We start from the raw sequence: 20,742 nt of genomic DNA on the forward strand, positions 1-20,742 counted from the left end.
AGTCTTTATGTTGTCAAACTTGACAGGCCGATGCCGTGGTGTGTCCTCAACGGGCACAGGCAATCGCCTACTCTGGATATTTCTGACTTTGGGCTTGCTGGGGCTGAGTACCGACGTACTCGCCCATGCCGTGGCTCAGGGCGACAAGGGGTACATCCAGGAAATTACCGGGATAAACCTTATTTCGTTCATCTACCTGGGGGCCAAACACATGGTCACCGGCTATGACCACCTGCTGTTCCTGCTGGGTGTCATCTTCTTCCTCTACCAGATGAAGCACATCGCGATCTACGTGAGCCTGTTTGCCCTCGGGCATTCCACCACCATGTTGCTGGGGGTGTACTTCAACGTGGGCATCAACAGCTACCTCATTGATGCGATTATCGGTCTGTCCATCGTCTACAAGGCGCTGGACAACATCGGTGCCTATCAGCGGTGGTTTGGCTTCCAGCCCAACACCAAGGCCGCCACGTTGATTTTCGGGTTCTTCCATGGTTTCGGCCTGTCCACCAAGATCATCGAATACGACATCTCGCCGGACGGCCTGATTCCGAACCTCCTCGCCTTCAACGTGGGTGTGGAAATCGGACAGCTCATCGCCCTGGCCATGATCCTCATTGCTATCAGCTTCTGGCGAAAAACCGACGGCTTTTTCCGCCATGCCTACACCGCCAACGTGGCCATGATGAGTGCAGGTTTTCTGCTCTTTGGCTATCAGCTTACCGGTTACTTTGTCGCCTGATTCTGGAGATTTTTTATGTACAACACCGATATACCCAACCGTGAAGAACTGCCCAGCACTGCCAAACTGGTTCGATCCACCATCATTGCCGCTTTTGTGGCGCTGGTTCTGCTGGCTACCGTGGTCATGCCCGCCGAGTACGCCCTGGACCCAACCGGCGCAGGTCGCCTTTTGGGCCTGACTGAAATGGGCGAGATCAAAGAGCAGCTCGCCGAAGAGGCTGCTGCTGACGAGGCTGTTCAGATGGTTGCTGTTCAATCCTCAACTGAGCGACAGGCGCCGGAAGTCAATGCACCTGTCGTGGATGAAGCCGTTGAGAAGCCAGCCCCCTCACCGGAAGCAGAGGTTGCGTCTTCTGAGCCAGAATCTGCGCCTGCACCAGAAATTGCGGAACCGCAGTGGCAGGATGAAGTGCGCGTGATTCTCACACCGGGAGAAGGCACCGAATTCAAACTTACTATGGAGGAAGGTGCTACAGCCCGGTTCTCCTGGGTGTCAGAAGGTGGCCCGATCAACTTCGATACTCATGGCGATGGAGGTGGTCAGTCAATTTCCTACGAGAAAGGCCGGGGCGTGCCTGAAGACGAGGGCGAGCTGGAGGCAGCCTTTACCGGCAATCATGGCTGGTTTTTCAGAAACCGGAACGACAACGACATCACTCTGGTACTGCGTACCGGAGGAGACTACGGGCAGTTTAAAAAGATGTTGTGACGTTCACCAACGAATAAGCGCCGAGGGGTCTCCGGGCCTATGTTTTCATAGGTCCGGACCGTGCTTAAGTAACTTAATGTTCTACAGTTCGCTAAACCAAAAATCTGGAATTCTTCATTAATGCGATCAAATATTGGCTCATTGAAAAGGTAATAATCACACCTGAAAAACCGGAGCGAATCCACCTCCGGGGGTACGAAAATTGGTTGTCTGGCCTTGGTATATCCTCGCCGCAACCAGCATACTTTTGCCGGCGTAGGTATACAGCCGAATGTCGACTTTTCGGGTGACTACTGCATCGTCAATTCTCAGGGTTCGTTCTCCAGCGGGGACAAGGTCCTGGGCGATGTAGCCACCATTCAGGATGTTCTCGAAAACGCGCCGGGTTAGTTTGTCGCCCCGGTAGACGCCTTTGCTGCCATGGCCGGCAACCGGCTTGAAGAACAGATGACGTCGCGCACTCCACAACTCAGCCGCGTCGTTCCTCGAAACCTGCCTGGTTTTCGGCACGGCTCTCTCCAGGTAGCCTGCATCGGCCTCATTGAGCCCCCAGTCTCGAAGGGAGTGGGGTGCGGATAGCAGGGCCAGGTTTCGCTTGTCAGCCAGCACAGCGTGCACATGGGGATTAGGCGTTACCACCACGGCGCCATCCAGATAGGCATGCCTTAATGCCGCATGGGGCGCGGCGTCCAATGCGAAGTCCACCAGACGGTTGTAGACCATATCAATGGGCTTACCGCGGGCTGTCAGCGTACCGCCGGCATACTGAAGCTCCTGTGGATCGAGTATCAATGTATCAATTCCTTTGGTTCGGAGAATCTGTTGGGCCAACTGGAATTCGGGGAACATAAATTGTGTCTTTGGGGCATCGTCTACTATGGCCAGGCAACTGGGCCCGAAATTGTCGTGCTGGCTTTGCCACTCCTGTTTGAACATTGAGAACACCGCGTCCTCGAATCCGTCGAGCGGCTGCTGGGGTGTTGTGGGTTGTTGAGATGGGTCGCAGCAATTGCGCTGGGCTCTCGACAAGACAAGGTTCAGGAAGGCGCCACCGGCGTTGGTGTTGATTTCGATCAGCCGGGGGCCGTCGGGACCCATGTGAAAATCATAGCCCATGAACGCCCCGATGGGCCCTGGATTGAACTGTGCGATTTCCGGTGCCCAGGAAAGTACTCGTTCTCGGTACGAGGGAAGCTCTGAGGCCGCTTCAATCGACTGAACGATCCTCTCCATCTCCGCTATGTCGGCTCGGGGTACGAAAACCGGTGTGTTTGAAAAAAGGTGATCGAACTCCGGGAGCGTTGACAGTTCGCTTCCAGCATCTGAAAGCTGGTTGTGGAGGCTCTTGTTGAGGGCTATTCGGTCAAGAGTGATGCAGTAGCATTGGCGGTTGAGTTCGTTGGCCCGGCTGTTTGCTATTCGTCTGTTCTCATAAATAGGTTCCGGCATCTGGAGTCCGTCATTCGAGGTTTGCAATGGTTGAAACGGCTTACTTAATGCTCGAAGAATCTATCTTGCATTTGTGATTTGCGTCAAATAGATCCACATCTTGTGTCTGTTTTCAGGTCTGTTTTCAGGTCTGTTTCAGTTCCGCGTGTTGAACTACTGCTAGGTAAATTGGTGCTTGCCATCTATCTTCGACTCTCACAATGGGCGGCGATCTCTCCCGTCGATGGCAGCCTTTTGATCACCAGTCGGGCCGAAGCCAAGCTCTGGGTGCTTGATCCGGGCTCTCTGGAAATTATCGATGACGTTTCTTTGGACGGGATAGGTCACCAAATATCGCTAGAGGCATACTAGCCAGTAAGCCCCACTGATAAGCTTTTCCCAAAGGGATTCTATATGGATAAGCGTTTTAAGATTACGTTGGCAATTTTTGCGGTTATCGCTTTGGTTTTACTCTGGGGCGAACATAAGGTTCACCTTCTGGGTGCTCTGCCGTGGTTAATCCTTCTTGCATGCCCGTTTATTCATATGTTTATGCACGGAGGGCATGGGAGTCACGGTGGCCACAACCACCACGATCAACCAGAAGGCAAAAACGGAGGCCAACGCGATGACTGATGCTTCGTCCGATTACGGTCTTTGGGGGCTGGTGGTTCTTAACTCGGTGATCTTTATTTTCTTCGCTTTCAGTTTTTTTAAGCCACAGACCCAACGAGACTGGCGATCCTTCGGCGCGTTCAGCGCGTTTCTCGTGGCATTATTCACTGAGATGTATGGGTTCCCGTTGACACTCTATTTTCTATCCGGTTGGCTTCAGACTCAATACCCCGATGTAAATTGGCTTGCCCACGATAGCGGGCACCTGCTTGAAATGCTTTTTGGTTGGCAGGGTTCTCCCCATTTCGGCCCCTTCCACTTGTTGAGTACGGTGTTTATTGGTGGAGGTTTTTACTTGATTGCCGCCGGGTGGCGAACCTTGTACGCGGCGCAAAAAGAGCGAAAGCTGGCTACGACAGGTCTCTATTCGTATGTTCGGCATCCACAGTATGTCGGCTTTGTCTTGATAATGTTTGGCTTCCTGCTGCAGTGGCCGACTCTGTTAACCCTGGCGATGTTCCCGGTTTTGCTCTGGATGTATTCACGGTTATCGATCAGTGAGGAACGGGAAGCCGAAGAAACGTTCGGGGAAGCCTGGAGACACTATGCAGACAACACTCCCAGGTTTTTGCCGCGATTGCGCGGATTGGGGCGGCAAGCTTGAACAAAAGCTCTACTCATTTGATGGGTAGATAAAGGAGCCGTTGGTGAACCAATCACTTTCGATACGTGCAGTCGCTGGGATGGTTCTTGTCGCCTTTCTTTGGGCGATCTGCTTTCCTTTTATTGTGGTGGGGTTGCCGGACGCGCCACCTTTGCTTTTTGCCGCTTTACGCGCATTGCTGGCAGGGCTCTGTCTGATTCTGCTCGCTTTTACAAAAGGTGGTCGGCCCAGTTATTCACTTCGCCAGCTTCTAATGCTGGCCGTAATTGGCCTCAGTTACACGGGTATGGGGCTTGGAGGGATGTTTCTCGGTGCTGGCAAGCTGGGACCGGGGCTTGCAACGGTTCTGGCCAATGCGCAACCACTGTTTGCGGCGGTTCTTTCGTTTTTTATCGTTCGAGAGGTGGTGACCGGGCGTGTGTTTGTGGGCCTTTTGATTGGTTTTATTGGTGTTGTGGTGCTAGCGATGCCAGAGATGGAGTTTGGTAACGCCAGATTTTCAGGGGCCGTCTATGTTCTTGGTGGAGCCATCGGAACCGCCATTGGAAATGTGCTGCTTAAATACCAGGCCGGCAGCGATGATATCTATTGGTCAATGGGCATCCAGCTTGTCATAGGTTCAGTGTTTCTGGGAATAGCATCCGTGAGCTTGGGCGAGGGCTTCGAGATTGATTGGACTTGGTCATTTACGACGGCCATGTTCGTTCTGGCCATTCCGGCAACGGCAATGATGGTTGTGCTCTGGTATGCCTTGCTCGCCAGCGCGCCCTTGAACAGCCTCAATTCGTTTACTTTTTTAACGCCTGTTTTCGGTCTCGCTATCGGAATGCTTTTGTTCGGCGAAACTTTCACATCACTGGAGATGATCGGGATAGGAATCACAATTGTCGGCTTGGTGATCGTTGTCAAAACGCCTCGGAAAACAACAAGCGGTTCCGCTGTCGGGGAACAGGCAAAGGTGATCCGTAGCTCATAGTAGAAAAGGGAGTAGTCAATGAGAGTCTGGATTAGCGTTCTCCTTTTGTTTGCCGCATCAGGTCGGCTTATCGCGGGCCCTCCCTCGGCAGTTTCCTTGATTGAAGGCATGGAACAGACTCTGTGGTCCGACAGCAATCACGGGCGTTTCACTATGCGGATCGAGTCTGAGTATTGGACTCGCACACTGGAACTGGAAGCCTGGATGAATCGTCCGGAGCATACGTTGATTCGCATTCACGCGCCCAAAAAAGAGGCCGGCATCGGCTCGCTGCGCATCGGCGATGCCATGTGGAATTACTTGCCCAAAGTTGATCGCACCATCAAGATCCCACCGTCGATGATGCTCCAGCCATGGATGGGCTCCAACTTCAGCAACGACGACCTGGTCAAGGAAAGCTCGTTCGTCGAGGACTACACCCACGAATTGGTCGAAACCGACGATTCCGGTGAGGTGCCTGTGTATCGTGTTGTCTCGACGCCCCGACCTGATGCCCCGGTAGTGTGGAGCCGTCTTGAATTCAATGTTCGGGAGGACTCGATCCCGGTTTCGCTTGCCTACTACGACGAGCGCGATCAGATCGTCAAACGCATGACCTATGAGCAGATCGAAACCATGGATGGGCGGCGGATACCCACCCGCTGGACGATGGTGGACGCCGATAACCCCGAGTCCCGCACGGTGATCACGATTGACTCTATTGAATTCGACCTGCCGATCGATGAAGAGGTGTTTTCATTGCGCCGGCTGCGCAACCCACAGTGAGGGCCCGGCATGAGCATCGTCAATGTGGAGAAAGTCTCGCGAATTTACCGTCAGGATTCCATCGCCGTCAAGGCCCTGGATGAGGTGTCGGTCGCGATCGAGGCCGGGGAGTTCACAACCTTGGTGGGCCCGTCTGGATCGGGTAAAACCACGCTATTGAATCAGATTGGAGCCCTGGACGAGCCGGATAGCGGGCGCATTCAGGTGGCGGGTGAGGAAATCACCGGGCTTAGCCGAAAGAAGCGGACCCTTCTGCGGCTGTGGAAGGTTGGCTTTGTATTTCAGGAATACAACCTGATTGGCGTGCTGTCGGCTCAGGAGAACGTCGAGTATGTGCTGATGCTGCGCGGAGTGCCGTTTCGGGAGCGCCGTGCCGAGGCCCGGCGTATTCTGGTGGAGGTCGGCCTGCAAGGGCTGGAGCGGCGCCTGCCCCATGAACTGTCTGGCGGTCAGCAACAGCGTGTTGCGGTGGCCCGGGCGATTGTCAGCAAACCCGCGATTGTCCTGGCCGACGAGCCCACGGCCAATCTCGATTCCACGACCGGCGCGGCGCTACTGGACTTGATGCGTAAGCTCAATGCCGAGCATGGCATTACCTTTGTCTTCTCCACCCATGACCCGATGGTGATGGAACGCGCGCGGCGGGTAATCCATCTCCGCGATGGCCGCGTCGAGCGTGAGGAAATACGGTCGTGATGGCGTGGCTACGTCTGGCTTTTGGCAACCTTCGGGTCAATCGTCGGCGTACGGCCATCACACTGTTGTCGGTGGCCGTCGGTGTCGGTGGGCTAGTGTTTCTCTGGGCATTCATTGATGGCATCAACGCCCAGATGATCAACAACATGACGGGCTATGTGACCGGCGACCTGAAGGTACATCAGCGGGGCTTTCACGATGACAGGGAGATGAACATTGCCCTGGCCGAGCGCTGGAATCTCACAGAGGAGGTATCGGCCGTAGCCGGTGTGGCGGCAACCACCCCCCGGGTGACGGGCCATGCCCTGGCCAGCCGTGAAGACCAGTCACGGGCATTACAGGTGATGGGCGTCGACAGCGCGACGGAATCACGGGTCACCCGGCTTGACCGGTCGATTGTCCGTGGTCGCTACCTGGAACGCGGCAATGAAATTCTTGTTGGCGTCGATGCCGCCGGTGCCCTGGATGTCTCCCCGGGCGACGAGCTGGTACTGGTGGTGCAGGCGTCGGACGGCTCTATTGGCGCCGACCGGTTCGAAGTGGTGGGCGTATTCGAGACCGGTATCAAGCGTATTGATGGCTTCGTGGCCCAGATGCCCCTGGCGGCCGCTCAGTCGCTGTATGCCTTTCAGGGGCGGTTTACCGAGATCGCGGCCCGCGTGCAGGATGCTGACCGGCTCGACGAGGTGGTCGGTACTGTCGGGAATCAGTTGCGCGATCGAAACGTGGAAGTGCTGGGCTGGCCGGCGCTGATGCCATCGCTGGTGCAGATGGTTGCCTTTCACGACGCCGTCGCCTACATCGTGATCTTCGTGGTGTTTGTGGTGGTGGCGGCCGGTATCGTTAACACCATTCTGATGTCGGTACTGGAGCGTGGCCGCGAATTCGGTGTAATGATGGCGTTGGGCACACCCAGCAGTCGCATCGTCTGGCTGGTGCTTCTCGAAACAACGGTTCTGGCCGGTCTCGGCTACCTGTTGGGGTTGGTACTTGGGTTGTCGGTGACCGGCTATTTCAGTAGCAATGGGCTGGATTTCAGCGCCTACATCAAGGCCATGGATACCATGCCGGGGCTCAGTGGCATCGTTTATCCCACCATCGAAGCTCAGCGCCTGGTTGTGATTGGCATTGTGGTGGTGTCGGTAGCCCTGCTGGCGGCCGCCCTCCCGGCCTGGAACGCGGGTCGCAACAGCCCGCTGGAGGCGATGGGCGCACGGCGAACTATGATCAACCGTATCCGCCGGATCCACTGGCAGGTGACGTCTGATCATCGGCTGCTGATTTTTGCACAAATGGCACTCCGTTCGGTATTCCGAAACCCGCGACGGTCGATGATTACCGCCTCGGCCACTGCATTCGGGCTGGCGGCCTATCTATTCCTGTACGCCTTCGCCGATGGTTTCTTCGAGCAGATGATCCAGAACTCGACCCAGCAGCTCAGCGGGCATGTGCAGGTGATGGCAAAGGGTCACGACGTGGATCTGTCGCCAGATTTACGTATTGCCGACAATCGAACCTTGCAACAGCGATTGCAGGAGCATCCTGAGGTTGAGGCGGCCGCGCCCAGGGTATTGCTGCGTGCCATGGTGGCCAACCCCGGGAAGAGCCTGCCGGTGGAGCTGGTGGGTATTGCACCGGAGCAGGAAAGGGCGGTTACCGAGCTTTCCGGGTACATGCAGCAGGGCACTTACGTTCAATCCGGGGAGACGGGCATTGTCATTGGCCAGAAGCTGGCTGAGGAGCTGGGCGCCCGGCTGGGGGACAAGCTGGTCATTACGGTCCAGCAGGCTGGCGGAGATCTTGCCTCCAGTGCCCAGGCCATCCGCGGTATCTATCGCACTGGCAGTGACCTGTTCGACACCGAGTATGTCTTCACCGATATCAACGCCGCGCGCCGCCTGGGTGGCCTGCTGAAAGGTGAAGTTTCACGGATCGTATTGAGGCTTTCAGATCGGGCGAAGAGTGCCGGCCTGGCGCGAATCCTGAATCAGTCGCCGCTTCTGACCAACGACGGACTGGTGGCCCAGGGCTGGGAAAGCCTGCTTCCGGTGGTGGTGCAGATGGTGGAAATGAGTCAGGTGGATTTCTATCTCATCTTGTCGGTGGTTTTTGTTGTGGTCGCCATAGGTGTCATGAACACCATGGTGATGTCAGTGATGGAGCGTACCCCGGAACTGGGCGTAATGCTGGCACTGGGCACCAGAGGGTCGCAGCTGCAACTGACTATTCTGTTTGAGGCGTTTTTCCTGGCAATACTGGGAATGCTGGTAGGAACGGTGGTTGGCGGACTGCTTGTTGTCTGGCTTGGCACTACCGGCATTGATCTGTCCTCGATCAGCGGCGCTCTGGAAGCCATCCCCGGTATCACTGACCGTATCTATCCGGTGCTGATTTTCGATCATGTCTGGCTTCCCAGCCTGCTGTTGTTCCTGTGTTCGGTGCTGGTGGCTCTGTATCCGGCCTGGCGGGCCTCGCGACTGGATCCGGTGGAGGCCATCCGCCATGGTTAGGCGATCTCCACTGATGCTGGTCGCGATGGCCTGGCTGGTGCTGGCTTCAGGCGCTGAGGCGGAGTACAGCTATTCGGGATCGCTCAAGAACCTGAGCGTTGGCTCGCGCTCATTGATTGACGACAATCGCTACTTCTCGAACCTTACTCGCCTGCGTATTGAGCCCCGTTACCGATATCAGGACTGGGTTGTGGATGCGGCCTACGACCTGGAACTGGTGACTGGCAGTTTTCTGGACAGCCCCGAGTTTGCCCTGCTCAGGGATGCTGCCGATCCGCGCTACTGGGATCTGCAGGGGAACGTGCATGAATCGGGGGATGCCCTGGCGCGTCATCAACTGTACCGGGGCACGATTCAGTGGCGCTCCCCGGTCGGTGATTTCCGGTTTGGCCGCCAACAGGTGAATTGGTCCACGGCGCTGATCTGGAACCCCATGGACATTCTCAATCCTGTCAGCCCACTCCAACTGGAGCCGGACGAGCGCATTGGCGTGGACGCGCTGTTATGGGACAGATCCTGGGGTGCAACGGGCCGGGTAAGCGCCGTGCATGCGCCGCAACACGGGGGCCAGAATGCCAGCACGGCGGCACGGGCCAAGCGCTTCGTTGCCGGGGTCGATGCCGGCGTGATGATGGGCGAGTTCGCCGACGTCACCAAAGCGGGTGTCAGCGGCAGTGGCTCCGCGGCCGGCACCGGCTGGCGTGCAGAACTTGTCTGGAGTGAGACAGATAGCGGAGATAGATACTGGCAGGGGGTGGCCGACCTGAACTGGGCATTTCGCAACGGGCTCAACCTGGCCGTTGAATATTTCTATAATGGCCAGCCGTTATCGCCTGGAACGACAGCTCTGGCCAACCTTGTGGCTGCACAACCCCTGTATGCCGGGCGCCATTATGCCGGACTTCTGGTATGGCAGGATATCAATCCGTTCTGGCAGTACCGGGTGGTGACCATCCTGAATGCCGATGATGCCAGCTGGGTACTTTATCCGAGATCCACATGGATACTGCCACTGAGCCAGGAGATCTATTTTACAGCCGGAGCCCAGTGGTTCGGAGGAGGCGATGACAGTGAATACGGGAAACTGGATCCGCTGGCCCTGGTGGAGGTGGAGTGGTTTTTCTAAGGAGACTTGTTCAGAGCCTTCCCCAGTTGTAATGGAGCTTTCAGGTTCGTTTCAGGTTTCTCTGGTATAGATCGGATCTGCCTAAGGTTATTGGGCTGCAACAAATAAAATCTCGTTTCAGAGATGGTGGAGGATCAATGAAAATAATACGAAAGCGAATCGGTCAGGGAGTTTTGGGGGTGCTGATAGCTGCGAACGGAGTGCCTGCAGCATTAGCGGTGGAAGTTCCTACGGCTTCAGGAATCAAGTTGGATATTCTTACCCAAGGCAAATTTCAACCAACCTATTTTTCTAATTTCGATCTGGACAGCAGCGTCGATGATGGTGCCACGGGAACTTCTGCGGGCGGTGTTCAGGTTGGAGATGAGCATGTCAGGGCTGAGGTCAGGCTTGGCGTAGTGGCGACCGGTGATAACTGGACAGGCAAAATACTTCTTGAGAACGACTTTGCCCTCGACGCCAATTCTGTCGATCGCGCATACCGAGGCGAGAGATTTGGCCTGGAGCAGGCTTTCTTCACCTATACCTTCGATCCGGCATTTACCCTTCAAGGCGGCTGGACCTTCAAGAATCTGGATCTGGCTTCCGGCGGGCTTCTATACGGCGACGACCATCCCTTGTTCGGCGCTACCGGCAAGACTTCGTTCGGTAGCTATGATGTTTTCTGGATGCCGATTACAGATGGGCTCATTTCGGACATACAGGCCCCTGGGGCCAATCCCGCCAACGGTGAGTTGGACTGGGATGTGTTTGCTTCGAAATTTGATATCGATCTGGGGAAAGGTAGTCGTATTTCGCCCATCCTGACTTATAGCGACAACCAGCAGAAAGGTGCGAAAGCAACCTATTACGGTGTCGAATACATCGGAAATGTTGGCGCTATGAAGGTTCGGGCCGAAGCGCTCGGTGTGACCGGGAGTTTCGACAATGGTGACGACATCAGTGCTTTTGCCGGCTACGCGAGCCTTGAGTACCCGCTTAATGAGTCCTTCAACCCCTTCATAGCACTGCGAGTAGCCAGCGGGGACGACGACCCTACCGATAATGATGTAGAGGGCTGGCTGGGCATCACCGACATTGGTAGATACTCGCCCCTGATTGGTATTGACGGCCAGTTCTTGGGATGGCAGCCGAACTCCAACCAGGCGATCGCATCGGGTCTTTTCGGTATCGCCCTTGACCAGGCTGGCCCTGGTGGCGCCGGATATGGCGGTATTTCCAATGCCGGCACCGGTAACAACCCAGGCCAGGTTATGCTCTCTGTTGGCAGTTCGGGAAATTTAGCGTCGATCTCGCCTAAGCTGTCATATCAGGCGCAGATTTTCCCGATGTGGTTCCAGCAAACGGGGGGGCTTGAAACGCTCAGTACTGCAAGTGGATCCGTGGACAGCTATGCCGGAACCGAGCTTGATGTCGCGATCAAATACCAGGCCAACCAGTACTTTGCTCCAAGGCTGGTACTCTCCAGTTTCCTGCCAGGTAAAGGCGTTGAGGACGCAACTGGTGCAGACGATGCAGCTTATGTCGCAATGCTTGAATTGAACTGGAATTACTGATCCCAGGATACTTATTGCGATTGGAGGAACTAGAATTGAGGCGCCGGGGACGGGGCCTCAATTTTTTTGAGGGGCATGTTATGAAGCCATTTTTCCTGATCTTCCTTGTTTTTTTTGCAGTGTCAGGTGCTCAAGCTCAAGTCTACGACCTACCCTTGGACTCGCTGTCAGAATGGACGGGAAAGAAGAGCATCAGGGTGGTATCAAATATTGATGGTTTGAGTGCAGACAAAGAATTCCTTGCCCTGTTGGGGCGTCTGAATATCAAGGGCTTCGATGTTAAGTTTGGTGGTTCAGGATCTTCCGAGGAAGGGCTGATTCTCGAGGTACTTCAAATCAGCGATAGAATTGCAGTGTCTATTAAGTCCACCGATTCTCAAAAGTACTTGCTTTCTGTACTGATTGACGAGAACGATCAAAGTGAAGTTGCATTGCGAGAGGAGGTTAGTTCTCGCAGCGTTCTTCCTCTGCCAGAGGATTTCAATCCGAAAATGGTTGAGGCGCTCTCATGGTCGGACCGCGAGGAGGATCAACTGGTTTTTCTGTCGGATTCCTCATTGGTGCTGGGCGTCTTCGATGGCAACAGGATAAAAAGAGTTGATGCACTCGCGTCCAGCCTCAAAAATTCGAAAGCAATCTTCTTATCGGTTGGTCAGTCAGACTCAGATTCGAATCCGGAGATTGCTGTGGTGTGGGGGCAAGACCGAGATATCTCAGGCAAAGGGCAATACACGAAGCTTTACTCTCAACTTTTTGAAGTCTCTGAGCAGGAGTTGCGGGAAGAAACCAAAAAAACCGAGAATATTGCGTTACGCTTTATCAACAATCAGCTTTACACCCAAAGATATGAGTTGTTGCAAGGCGACATTGGGAAACCAGCATTTGCTTTTGCGGAGGGCGGCGATGTTCGTGGTGACTCAATTGTTTTGTCTAATGCTGAGAAAATGATTTTCTCTGTTTTCCCTGTTGATAATACAACCTCTATAGTAGTGGGTGAAGAAAATCTTGAACTGCGGAGCCCCAGCCGTAAGCCTTGGCCACAGCTAGACTTGGGCAAAGTTTCCTCGCCAAGATTAATTAAACGCTTGGAGGAGCGGGAAATCACTACATCACCTGATTACGCTTTTTCCGTTAATGAGGAGTATCTGTCTATTCCCAGGAAAGTAATTGTAAATAATGGAACTGTCTTGACCTATATCAGGCAAAGAAGGTCAGGTTTTTCTGGGTTAGCTCCCGCTTCAGGGGCGGATAAATTAATCAGAGCTCGCTGGGATAATGGTGGTTTGGATTCAGGTTTTACAGTGTTTCCCATATATGAATTGAGCTCTTTTATCGTTGATTTTTCATATGTAAAAAATAAAGGGAAATCTCGGCTATTAATATTGGCTAACCAAGAAAATTCTAGTCAAGGTGCAAATGAAATATATATATACTGATTATTTTATGTTCATGTTTAAGTGATCAATTTTGCGCCAAGATCCCGGTAAATGAATTATATGGCCAGTCATGATTTTTGTGGCTGGTCGCGCCAGCGGTGTTTTGGATTGCATTTTCCAGACGCCAGATTTTGTTTGATTTTTCTCTAGAGCGCGATGATGGGCTCGTCCTTTTCTGCCAGACATCTGTCCGCGTGCCTTCATTCCAGCTTATGACGCTCCCAGGCGTGTCATTTCTTCATGGCGTCGCTGCAGTTTTGTATCATGCAGAATGTTTTTATTCACGTGATCTTTTTCCATTTCATTATGGATTCTTTCATGTCTTGGTTTCAGCATACTACCGTCAAGTGCTGGCATTGAGAGAGTGGTCGATGGCTTCGTTAAATCATCAGTTCCTGAAACCTGGCTGAAAAAAAGAAAGCCTATTCAATATGTGGGAAGTTCTGTTCGTGATAAGATAATTGAGTCAGGTCAAAATAATATCCATGCGCCCTTAATTTCAGCTTCGTTTCAGTTTTTAAATCTAATATAGGCGCTCTTACATGCCTTCTACGGAGATCCTACGTTGTTCATCCGCCCCCTTTTCACTAAGCAAGCCATTTTGGGTGTGTTGCTGTTTAGCAGCATTTCCGGGTGGGCTCAGCCAAGGCTGGAGCTCCAGAGTGTCATCGAAACAGCAACTGAAAACGATCCCTGGCTGGGCCAGAGCTCTTACAAACAAGATGCGCTGATGGAAGAGTCTGTTGCTGAGGGCGCGCTTCCCGATCCCCGGGTAATGATCGGCGCGGCAAATCTGCCTCTGGATACTTTTGATACCGGGCAAGAGCCCATGACCCAGGGCACGATTGGCATTACACAGCGAATTCCTCGTGGAGACAGCCGCCGCTTGGCTAGCGCAAAGAAAGAAGAACTGGCCGGTGTACAGCCTTACCTCCGACAGAATCGTCGTGCGCAGGTCACCGAAACGGCGACCCACCTATGGCTCGATCTTTGGAAAGCCCAGGAAAGCATCCGCCTCATTGAACAGAACCGGGGGCTGTTCGAGCAATTGGCGGATGTTGCGGAAGCTGGATATACCTCCGCGACAATGGGCTCCAGACAACAAGATGTTATTCGTGCTTCGCTGGAATTGACTCGGCTTGAAGATCGGCTGACCGCTTTGCATACTCAGTTGGCTTCCAGCAGAGAAGCTCTAGGGGAATGGATCGGTTCCAGGCGGGCCCAGCTCTCGGTCGCCGAAAACATTCCTCCTCTGTTATTGGCAGATGTTTCCAGCAGCTGGCCGGAGACCAGTGTGGAGTCTGTCATCCGTCACCCGTCGGTTCGCGCCACAGATCAACTGATTGATGTACAGGACATTGACGTAGACCTTGCCAGGGAAGCCTACAAACCAGAGTGGTCGGTCTTCGCACAATATGGTTACCGTGACCGAGCTCCGAACGGCCAGGACAGGGCAGACCTGTTTTCTATTGGTATCGGTTTTGACCTGCCCATATTCACAGGAAACCGGCAAGACCGACGGCTCAACGCGTCTGCAGCCAGACTGGAAGCCGAAAAAACGGATCGGGTTCTGAGAATCCGATCGCTCCAGGCGAAGGCGCGCTCGGCGTTGGCCCGCATTGAGCGATTGGATGATCGGATTGACTTGTATCAGCAAACTCTTCTTCCGCAGATGGAAGAGCAGGCCGATGCCTCGCTGACCGCCTATAACAATGACGACGGTGATTTTGCTGAGGCGGTACGCGCAAGGATCTCCGAACTCAATGCCGAGGTCGAATTGATCCAGATGATGGCCGAGCGGGCCAAAACTCTGGCAAGTTTCCGTTATTTGACCACGGAAGCCTCAAACATTCCCTCCTTTTCAATGACCGATTTGCAGGATTGATCATCATGGCTAATTTCATTCGTCCATTGGGCTTTATAGTGCTCGGCGGGATCGCTGGCGTCGGTGCCGCCTATTGGCTGGCACCGGGAATGGTTTCAGATCCAACCGTAGATGGGGTCGGTAACGAGGAAAAGGAGCCGCTCTACTGGGTGGCGCCCATGGACCCTAATTTTAAAAGCGACAAACCCGGGAAATCACCTATGGGGATGGACCTGATTCCAGTGTTTGAGGATGCCGGGTCAGCTGACGACCCGGCCGGTACCGTTCGTATTTCGCCTGCCGTGGTCAACAACCTGGGAGTTCGCACCGAGCCCGTCATCCAGGGACGCTTGCCGAACACCATCACTACTGTGGGCTACGTCCAATATAACGAAGATGAGATGGCCCACGTGCATCCCAGAGTAGAGGGCTGGATCGAAGCGCTCTACGTGAAAGCTGAGGGGGAACCAGTCGAAAAAGGCAAGCCTCTGTATACCCTCTATTCACCCACATTGGTCAATGCTCAGGAGGAGTTGCTCCTGGCACTGAACCGGGGGAATCAGCGACTGATCAATGCCGCTGAGGAACGGTTGGCTGCTCTGAATGTGCCGGCTAGCCTGATACGGCAGCTGCGCCAGACAAGAAACATACAGAGAACGATGACCGTATACGCCCCAAGCTCGGGCGTTATCGACAATCTGAACGTTCGCGAGGGCATGTTCATAAAGCCCGGAGACCGGGTTTTGTCGATTGCTGCACTGGATGAAGTCTGGGTGATTGGCGAGGTATTTGAAAGCCAGCTCTCGGCCGTGGAGGGCGATAGCCGGGTGATGATGACCCTGGATTACATGCCCGGGCGCCAGTGGCGCGGAAAAGTGGACTATGTGTATCCCGAGGTTAATCCGGAAACCCGGACGGCCCGGGTCCGGATGCGGTTTGACAATTCCGACGGAGCTTTGCTGCCCGGCATGTTTGCTCGCCTGGAGGTCCAGGGGGATCGTGGGCAAAGACGCCTGTTGGTGCCGCGTGAATCGATCATCCGCACTGGACAAAGCGACCGTCTGGTGGTGGCGCTGGAACAGGGTGCCTTCAAGTCCGTTAACGTCACTGTGGGGCGGATTGGCGATAAGTACGCGGAAATACTGGGGGGGATTGAGCCTGGGGAAACTGTGGTGACGTCTGCGCAGTTCCTGATCGACTCCGAGTCCAGCAAGACTTCGGATTTCCAGCGAATGTCGGCATCAGGCAGCAACGCCATGGATTCACAGATGGATCATTCGGGGCACGTCATGGATCCGGAGAAAGCGGAGCCCAAAAGCGAACCTGAGGCGATGGACCATAGTTCCATGAATCATGGCGGAGGCGAATCATGATCGCTGCCATCATTCACTGGTCTGTTCGTAATCGATTTCTGGTATTGCTGGCCACCTTGCTTATTACAGGGCTTGGCCTCTACTCGCTGAGCAAGACGCCGGTAGATGCGCTGCCGGATCTTTCGGATGTGCAGGTCATTATCAAAACCAGCTTTCCGGGCCAGGCACCACAAGTGGTGGAAGACCAGGTGACCTATCCACTGACCACCGCCATGCTGTCGGTGCCGGGTGCCAAGACGGTCCGGGGTTACTCCTTCTTTGGGGACTCCTACGTTTATGTGATCTTCGATGAAGACACCGACATGTACTGGGCTCGCTCCCGGGTGCTGGAGTACCTGTCCCAGGTGGCCCCGAGCCTTCCAGACTCGGCCCGCCCGCAACTGGGGCCGGACGCAACCGGGGTTGGCTGGGTTTACCTCTACGCTCTGGTGGATCGCACCGGGAACAACGATCTGAGCCAGCTGCGCAGCCTGCAGGACTGGTTTCTGAAATACGAACTCCAAACAGTGCCAGGCGTGTCCGAAGTGGCCGCGCTTGGTGGCATGGTGAAGCAGTATCAGGTCAAGGTCAGCCCGGAAAAGCTCAGGGCGTTGGGAATTCCCCTGGCTCATGTCCAGAACGCCATCAAGAGGGGCAATCAGGAAGTGGGCGCCTCGGTCATCGAGATGGCCGAGGCGGAATACATGGTGCGCACGTCCGGCTACATCCAGTCCCGTGAGGACCTGCTGTCGATTCCGTTGGGGCTCGATGACAACGGCACCCCCGTGCTCCTGAAAGACGTGGCCACTGTTGAGATTGGGCCGCAGATGCGGCGCGGGGTGGCTGAGCTGAATGGCGAAGGCGAGACCGTCGGTGGCATAGTAGTGATGCGCTTCGGTGAAAACGCCCAGGCAACCATCAATGGCGTGAAGGCGAAACTGGAGGAACTGAAATCCAGTTTGCCGGAAGGTGTCGAGGTGGTAACGGTTTATGATCGCTCCGGTCTGATTGAGCGGGCGGTGAATAATCTCGGGTTCAAGCTGCTTGAAGAGTTTCTGGTGGTGGGCCTGGTGTGCATCATCTTTTTGTTCCACGTTCGCTCGTCGTTGGTGGCGATTCTCAGCCTGCCGGTTGGCATTCTGGCGGCCTTTATTGTCATGTACTGGCAGGGAATCAACGCCAATATTATGTCCCTCGGGGGGATTGCGATTGCGATCGGGGCGATGATCGATGGCGCCATCGTCATGATCGAGAACATGCACAAACATATGGAGCGGACCCCGTTAACCCCTGAGAACCGATGGGAGGTCGTGGCCAGATCGGCCTCCGAGGTCGGGCCAGCCCTGTTTTTTTCGCTCCTGATCATCACCGTCAGTTTTGTGCCGGTATTTGCGCTGGAAGCGCAGGAAGGCCGGATGTTTGCACCGCTGGCTTTCACGAAGACCTACGCCATGGCAGCCAGTGCGGCCCTGGCGGTGACGCTGGTTCCCGTGCTCATGGGCTATTTCATTCGCGGCAAAGTGCTGCCGGAACACAAGAATCCCGTGAATCGTCTGCTGGTCGGTGCCTATCTGCCGGCGCTGAAGCTCGTCCTTCGATTCCCGAAAAGTACGGTTATGGCCGCACTGCTTGCACTGGCTGTGGGCCTGTGGCCGGCCACCAAAATCGGGAGTGAATTCATTCCTCCGCTGGATGAGGGCGACCTGATGTACATGCCAACCACCTACCCGGGTATTTCAATTGGCAAGGCCCGGCAGCTGCTGCAGCAAACCGACAAACTGATTGCCACGGTACCGGAAGTAAAAACGGTATTCGGCAAAGTCGGGCGGGCGGATACCGCGACCGATCCAGCACCGTTGACGATGATCGAGACATTTATCCAGTTAAAGCCCAGGGATGAATGGCGGGAAGGGATGACGACGGAAAAGCTCAAGCAGGAGCTCAATACCCTGATCCGTTTCCCGGGGGTAACTAACGCCTGGGTCATGCCCATCATAACCCGCATCGATATGCTGGCGACGGGTATTAAAACGCCAGTCGGTATCAAAGTGGCAGGTCCGGATCTTGCCATTATCCAGGACATTGGCAAACGGCTTGAGGAAATCATCGTTGATATTCCCGGCACCGCCTCTGTTTATTCAGAGCGGGTTGCCGGTGGTCGATACATCAAGGCGGATATCGATCGCGAGCGAGCAGCCCGCTACGGACTGAACATAGCGGATGTTCAGCAGATTGTTGCTTCGGCGATCGGCGGTATTAATGTATCACGGACGATCGAAGGGCTTGAGCGCTACCCGGTCAATCTGCGCTATCCCCAGGACTACCGGGATTCCCCAGAGAAGCTCGAGCAGTTGCCAATCGTTACGTCAACGGGGCAACGGATTGCGCTGGCCGACGTCGCCGATATTCGGGTTGAAGACGGTCCTCCCGCCATCAAAAGTGAAAACGCCCGCCTCAATGGCTGGACCTTCGTGGATATTGAAGGGGTCGATGTCGGCACTTATGTGGAGCAGGCCATGGCCACCGTGAACAAGGAACTTGACCTGCCAGCGGGCTATTCGGTTACCTGGTCTGGCCAGTATGAGTACATGCTGCGTGCCAAGGAAAAGCTCACCTACGTGGTGCCGCTGACGCTGGCGATTATCGTCATTCTGCTGTTCCTGAACTTCCGCCGTTTTGCGGAAGTGGGCATCATCATGGGTACGCTGCCGTTTGCCATGATTGGCGCAATCTGGCTGATGTATCTGCTGGGCTATAACTTTTCGGTTGCGGTCGGTGTAGGCTTCATTGCGCTGGCCGGCGTTGCCGTGGAGATTGGTGTGATCATGCTGGTGTATCTGAACCAGTCTTACGAGGAAATGTTGCAAACCTGTAAGGAGAAGGGGGCGACTCCAAGACGCGAGACGTTGCGCCATGCCGTGCTTCATGGTGCCGGATTGCGCGTGCGGCCTATAATGATGACTGCTGCTGCTATTATCGGAGGTTTGGTGCCTATCATGGTTGGCACTGGTACCGGCTCCGAAGTCATGGGGCGCATAGCTGCACCAATGGTCGGTGGGATGATATCTGCTGTGATTTTGGCGCTGTTGGTGATACCGGTAGGTTACTATCTCTGGAAATGCAGGAGTTTTTCCGAAGCGTAAAGAAAGTTAGACCTCGCCATATTGCTTTCGAGATTCTGGCGAGGTCTGATGATGCATTGGTGTCTGGGTAATGTTGTTATAAAGCAAGAGCCTGGGTATTGTCCCAGGCAGATATTCTGGCATCATATTGCTTGGGGAGGTTTCCGGCCCTCTAAAAGGCCGAGAACAACAGCGATGAGGTAGGCAAACTTGATGGCGCTCAATCATGTCTTGCATGAAGTCCTCGTGCCTTTGTGATTCGCCATTCGTTTGGATTCTGCATGATAAGGTATGTTACGTAGCGCGTCTGTTAACCATGCCCATAGGTATGAGCTCCCTCGTGCTTGTAGTCAGGGTGTTCAAATTCCAGTGTTGAATGAGTTATGTTGAATTCTTTCACCAGAGCCTGTTTTATCCTGTCCTTGATTTTCTCAAGTTCATTCCATGTACTTATTTCGACAACCACACGGGCGTCGAGCGAGGCATCATGCTCACCCACCTGCCAAAAATGTACGGGGTGAAGTCGATAACTCCTTCTAAGTCTGATACTGCCCCAATGACGGAATCTGTGCCGATATCCTCGGGACTCCCCAGCATGAGTGTTCTGATGGTCCCGCCAATTTCTGTCAGGTCCAGGTAGAGAATATAGCTGGCCATGCCAATGGTGATTGCGGAATCAACCCAGCGCATGTCGTAGAGCAAGATAAGAGCTCCGCCTATAACACTGCTATTGACGCAAACGCATCAGACAAGTTGTGTAAAACAACGCATGAATATTAACGCTGCCCTTCTGCATTGAGTAGGTCAGCAGCGCGCTCAACGCGTCCATTATCAGTGCAACAATGTAAGTCAGACTACCCAACACCCCTTGAGTTCCAGCGGATCTGGGAACCGCATGACACCCTCGTATATCAGGTAGGGCCCTATCATGATCAAGGTGGTGTATTTAACAGCGCAACACCTACCTTTATTCGCCCGTAGCCGAAGGTCAGCTTTTATTCAGCCGGGCGACCGATCCTCGCTTGTTGACTGAAAAATAACAGACTTCTTGGTCGGCTGGTAATCCCCCCGAAAAACAGCGGTGATCAAAAGTAGAATTTTCCGTAAGCTACACGCAGGGAGATTCTGCATGAAGAAGTCACGATTTTCCGACAGCCAGATCCTGTCGATCCTGAAACA

General features: G+C 54.4%; 17 protein-coding genes. 14 read left to right on the forward strand and 3 right to left on the reverse strand.

The window, feature by feature from the left end; genetic code table 11:
- Nucleotides 1-7 precede the first annotated feature (7 nt).
- Together MDHKLMBL_RS19455 and MDHKLMBL_RS19460 are read left to right on the forward strand one after the other, a co-directional pair.
- On the forward strand, nucleotides 8-742 hold the full coding sequence (locus MDHKLMBL_RS19455) for a HupE/UreJ family protein (RefSeq protein WP_175497415.1): 735 nt from the start codon (nucleotides 8-10) through the stop codon (nucleotides 740-742).
- Nucleotides 743-757: 15 nt separating this feature from the next.
- The gene (locus tag MDHKLMBL_RS19460) at nucleotides 758-1,453 is read left to right on the forward strand and encodes a hypothetical protein (protein WP_104272274.1); all 696 of its coding nucleotides are present in this window, start codon (nucleotides 758-760) and stop codon (nucleotides 1,451-1,453) included.
- Nucleotides 1,454-1,609: 156 nt separating this feature from the next.
- Here MDHKLMBL_RS19460 and MDHKLMBL_RS19465 read toward each other — a convergent pair whose 3' ends face one another.
- A complete protein-coding gene (locus tag MDHKLMBL_RS19465) occupies nucleotides 1,610-2,902 on the reverse strand; it encodes an ATP-grasp domain-containing protein (protein WP_104272275.1) in 1,293 nt (430 codons plus the stop codon).
- A 393-nt stretch (nucleotides 2,903-3,295) separates the two neighbouring features.
- On the opposite strand from MDHKLMBL_RS19465, the gene MDHKLMBL_RS19475 reads away from it, so the two are divergent.
- From MDHKLMBL_RS19475 to MDHKLMBL_RS19530, 12 genes are all read left to right on the forward strand, one after another.
- Nucleotides 3,296-3,517, forward strand: a complete 222-nt coding sequence (locus MDHKLMBL_RS19475; protein ID WP_076657107.1) for a DUF2933 domain-containing protein — start codon at nucleotides 3,296-3,298, stop codon at nucleotides 3,515-3,517.
- Complete coding sequence (locus tag MDHKLMBL_RS19480; RefSeq protein WP_058091979.1) at nucleotides 3,510-4,160, forward strand: methyltransferase family protein; 651 nt, start codon at nucleotides 3,510-3,512, stop codon at nucleotides 4,158-4,160. Before MDHKLMBL_RS19475 ends, MDHKLMBL_RS19480 begins: the two co-directional genes overlap by 8 nt.
- A gap of 43 nt (nucleotides 4,161-4,203) precedes the next feature.
- The gene (locus MDHKLMBL_RS19485) at nucleotides 4,204-5,136 is read left to right on the forward strand and encodes a DMT family transporter (RefSeq protein WP_104272277.1); all 933 of its coding nucleotides are present in this window, start codon (nucleotides 4,204-4,206) and stop codon (nucleotides 5,134-5,136) included.
- Nucleotides 5,137-5,154: 18 nt separating this feature from the next.
- Nucleotides 5,155-5,901: an outer membrane lipoprotein-sorting protein gene (locus MDHKLMBL_RS19490; RefSeq protein WP_099616097.1), complete on the forward strand. Its 747-nt coding sequence runs from the start codon at nucleotides 5,155-5,157 to the stop codon at nucleotides 5,899-5,901.
- A gap of 9 nt (nucleotides 5,902-5,910) precedes the next feature.
- Entirely contained in the window at nucleotides 5,911-6,597 is a 687-nt protein-coding gene (locus MDHKLMBL_RS19495; protein ID WP_092033491.1) for an ABC transporter ATP-binding protein, read from the forward strand.
- Nucleotides 6,597-9,107, forward strand: a complete 2,511-nt coding sequence (locus MDHKLMBL_RS19500) for an ABC transporter permease (RefSeq protein ID WP_104272279.1) — start codon at nucleotides 6,597-6,599, stop codon at nucleotides 9,105-9,107. Before MDHKLMBL_RS19495 ends, MDHKLMBL_RS19500 begins: the two co-directional genes overlap by 1 nt.
- Complete coding sequence (locus tag MDHKLMBL_RS19505) at nucleotides 9,100-10,233, forward strand: hypothetical protein (protein ID WP_146083429.1); 1,134 nt, start codon at nucleotides 9,100-9,102, stop codon at nucleotides 10,231-10,233. Before MDHKLMBL_RS19500 ends, MDHKLMBL_RS19505 begins: the two co-directional genes overlap by 8 nt.
- Before the next feature lie 137 nt (nucleotides 10,234-10,370).
- Nucleotides 10,371-11,789, forward strand: a complete 1,419-nt coding sequence (locus MDHKLMBL_RS19510; RefSeq protein ID WP_146083430.1) for a hypothetical protein — start codon at nucleotides 10,371-10,373, stop codon at nucleotides 11,787-11,789.
- Between the two features lie 80 nt (nucleotides 11,790-11,869).
- Complete coding sequence (locus tag MDHKLMBL_RS19515) at nucleotides 11,870-13,225, forward strand: hypothetical protein (RefSeq protein ID WP_146083431.1); 1,356 nt, start codon at nucleotides 11,870-11,872, stop codon at nucleotides 13,223-13,225.
- A 730-nt stretch (nucleotides 13,226-13,955) separates the two neighbouring features.
- Entirely contained in the window at nucleotides 13,956-15,110 is a 1,155-nt protein-coding gene (locus MDHKLMBL_RS19520; RefSeq protein WP_476158076.1) for a TolC family protein, read from the forward strand.
- A 5-nt stretch (nucleotides 15,111-15,115) separates the two neighbouring features.
- Nucleotides 15,116-16,462 (forward strand): efflux RND transporter periplasmic adaptor subunit, encoded by a 1,347-nt coding sequence (locus MDHKLMBL_RS19525; RefSeq protein WP_092033502.1) that lies wholly within the window; start codon nucleotides 15,116-15,118, stop codon nucleotides 16,460-16,462.
- A complete protein-coding gene (locus tag MDHKLMBL_RS19530; protein ID WP_092033505.1) occupies nucleotides 16,459-19,584 on the forward strand; it encodes an efflux RND transporter permease subunit in 3,126 nt (1,041 codons plus the stop codon). Before MDHKLMBL_RS19525 ends, MDHKLMBL_RS19530 begins: the two co-directional genes overlap by 4 nt.
- Nucleotides 19,585-20,013: 429 nt before the next feature.
- Here MDHKLMBL_RS19530 and MDHKLMBL_RS21235 read toward each other — a convergent pair whose 3' ends face one another.
- Both MDHKLMBL_RS21235 and MDHKLMBL_RS21075 read right to left on the reverse strand, forming a co-directional pair.
- Entirely contained in the window at nucleotides 20,014-20,265 is a 252-nt protein-coding gene (locus MDHKLMBL_RS21235; protein ID WP_241956279.1) for a cation diffusion facilitator family transporter, read from the reverse strand.
- Nucleotides 20,266-20,562: 297 nt separating this feature from the next.
- A partial coding sequence (locus MDHKLMBL_RS21075) for a hypothetical protein (RefSeq protein ID WP_206748292.1) occupies nucleotides 20,563-20,742 on the reverse strand: 180 nt, incomplete at its 5' end.

Source organism: Marinobacter flavimaris, assembly GCF_002933295.1.
Lineage (GTDB): Bacteria > Pseudomonadota > Gammaproteobacteria > Pseudomonadales > Oleiphilaceae > Marinobacter > Marinobacter flavimaris.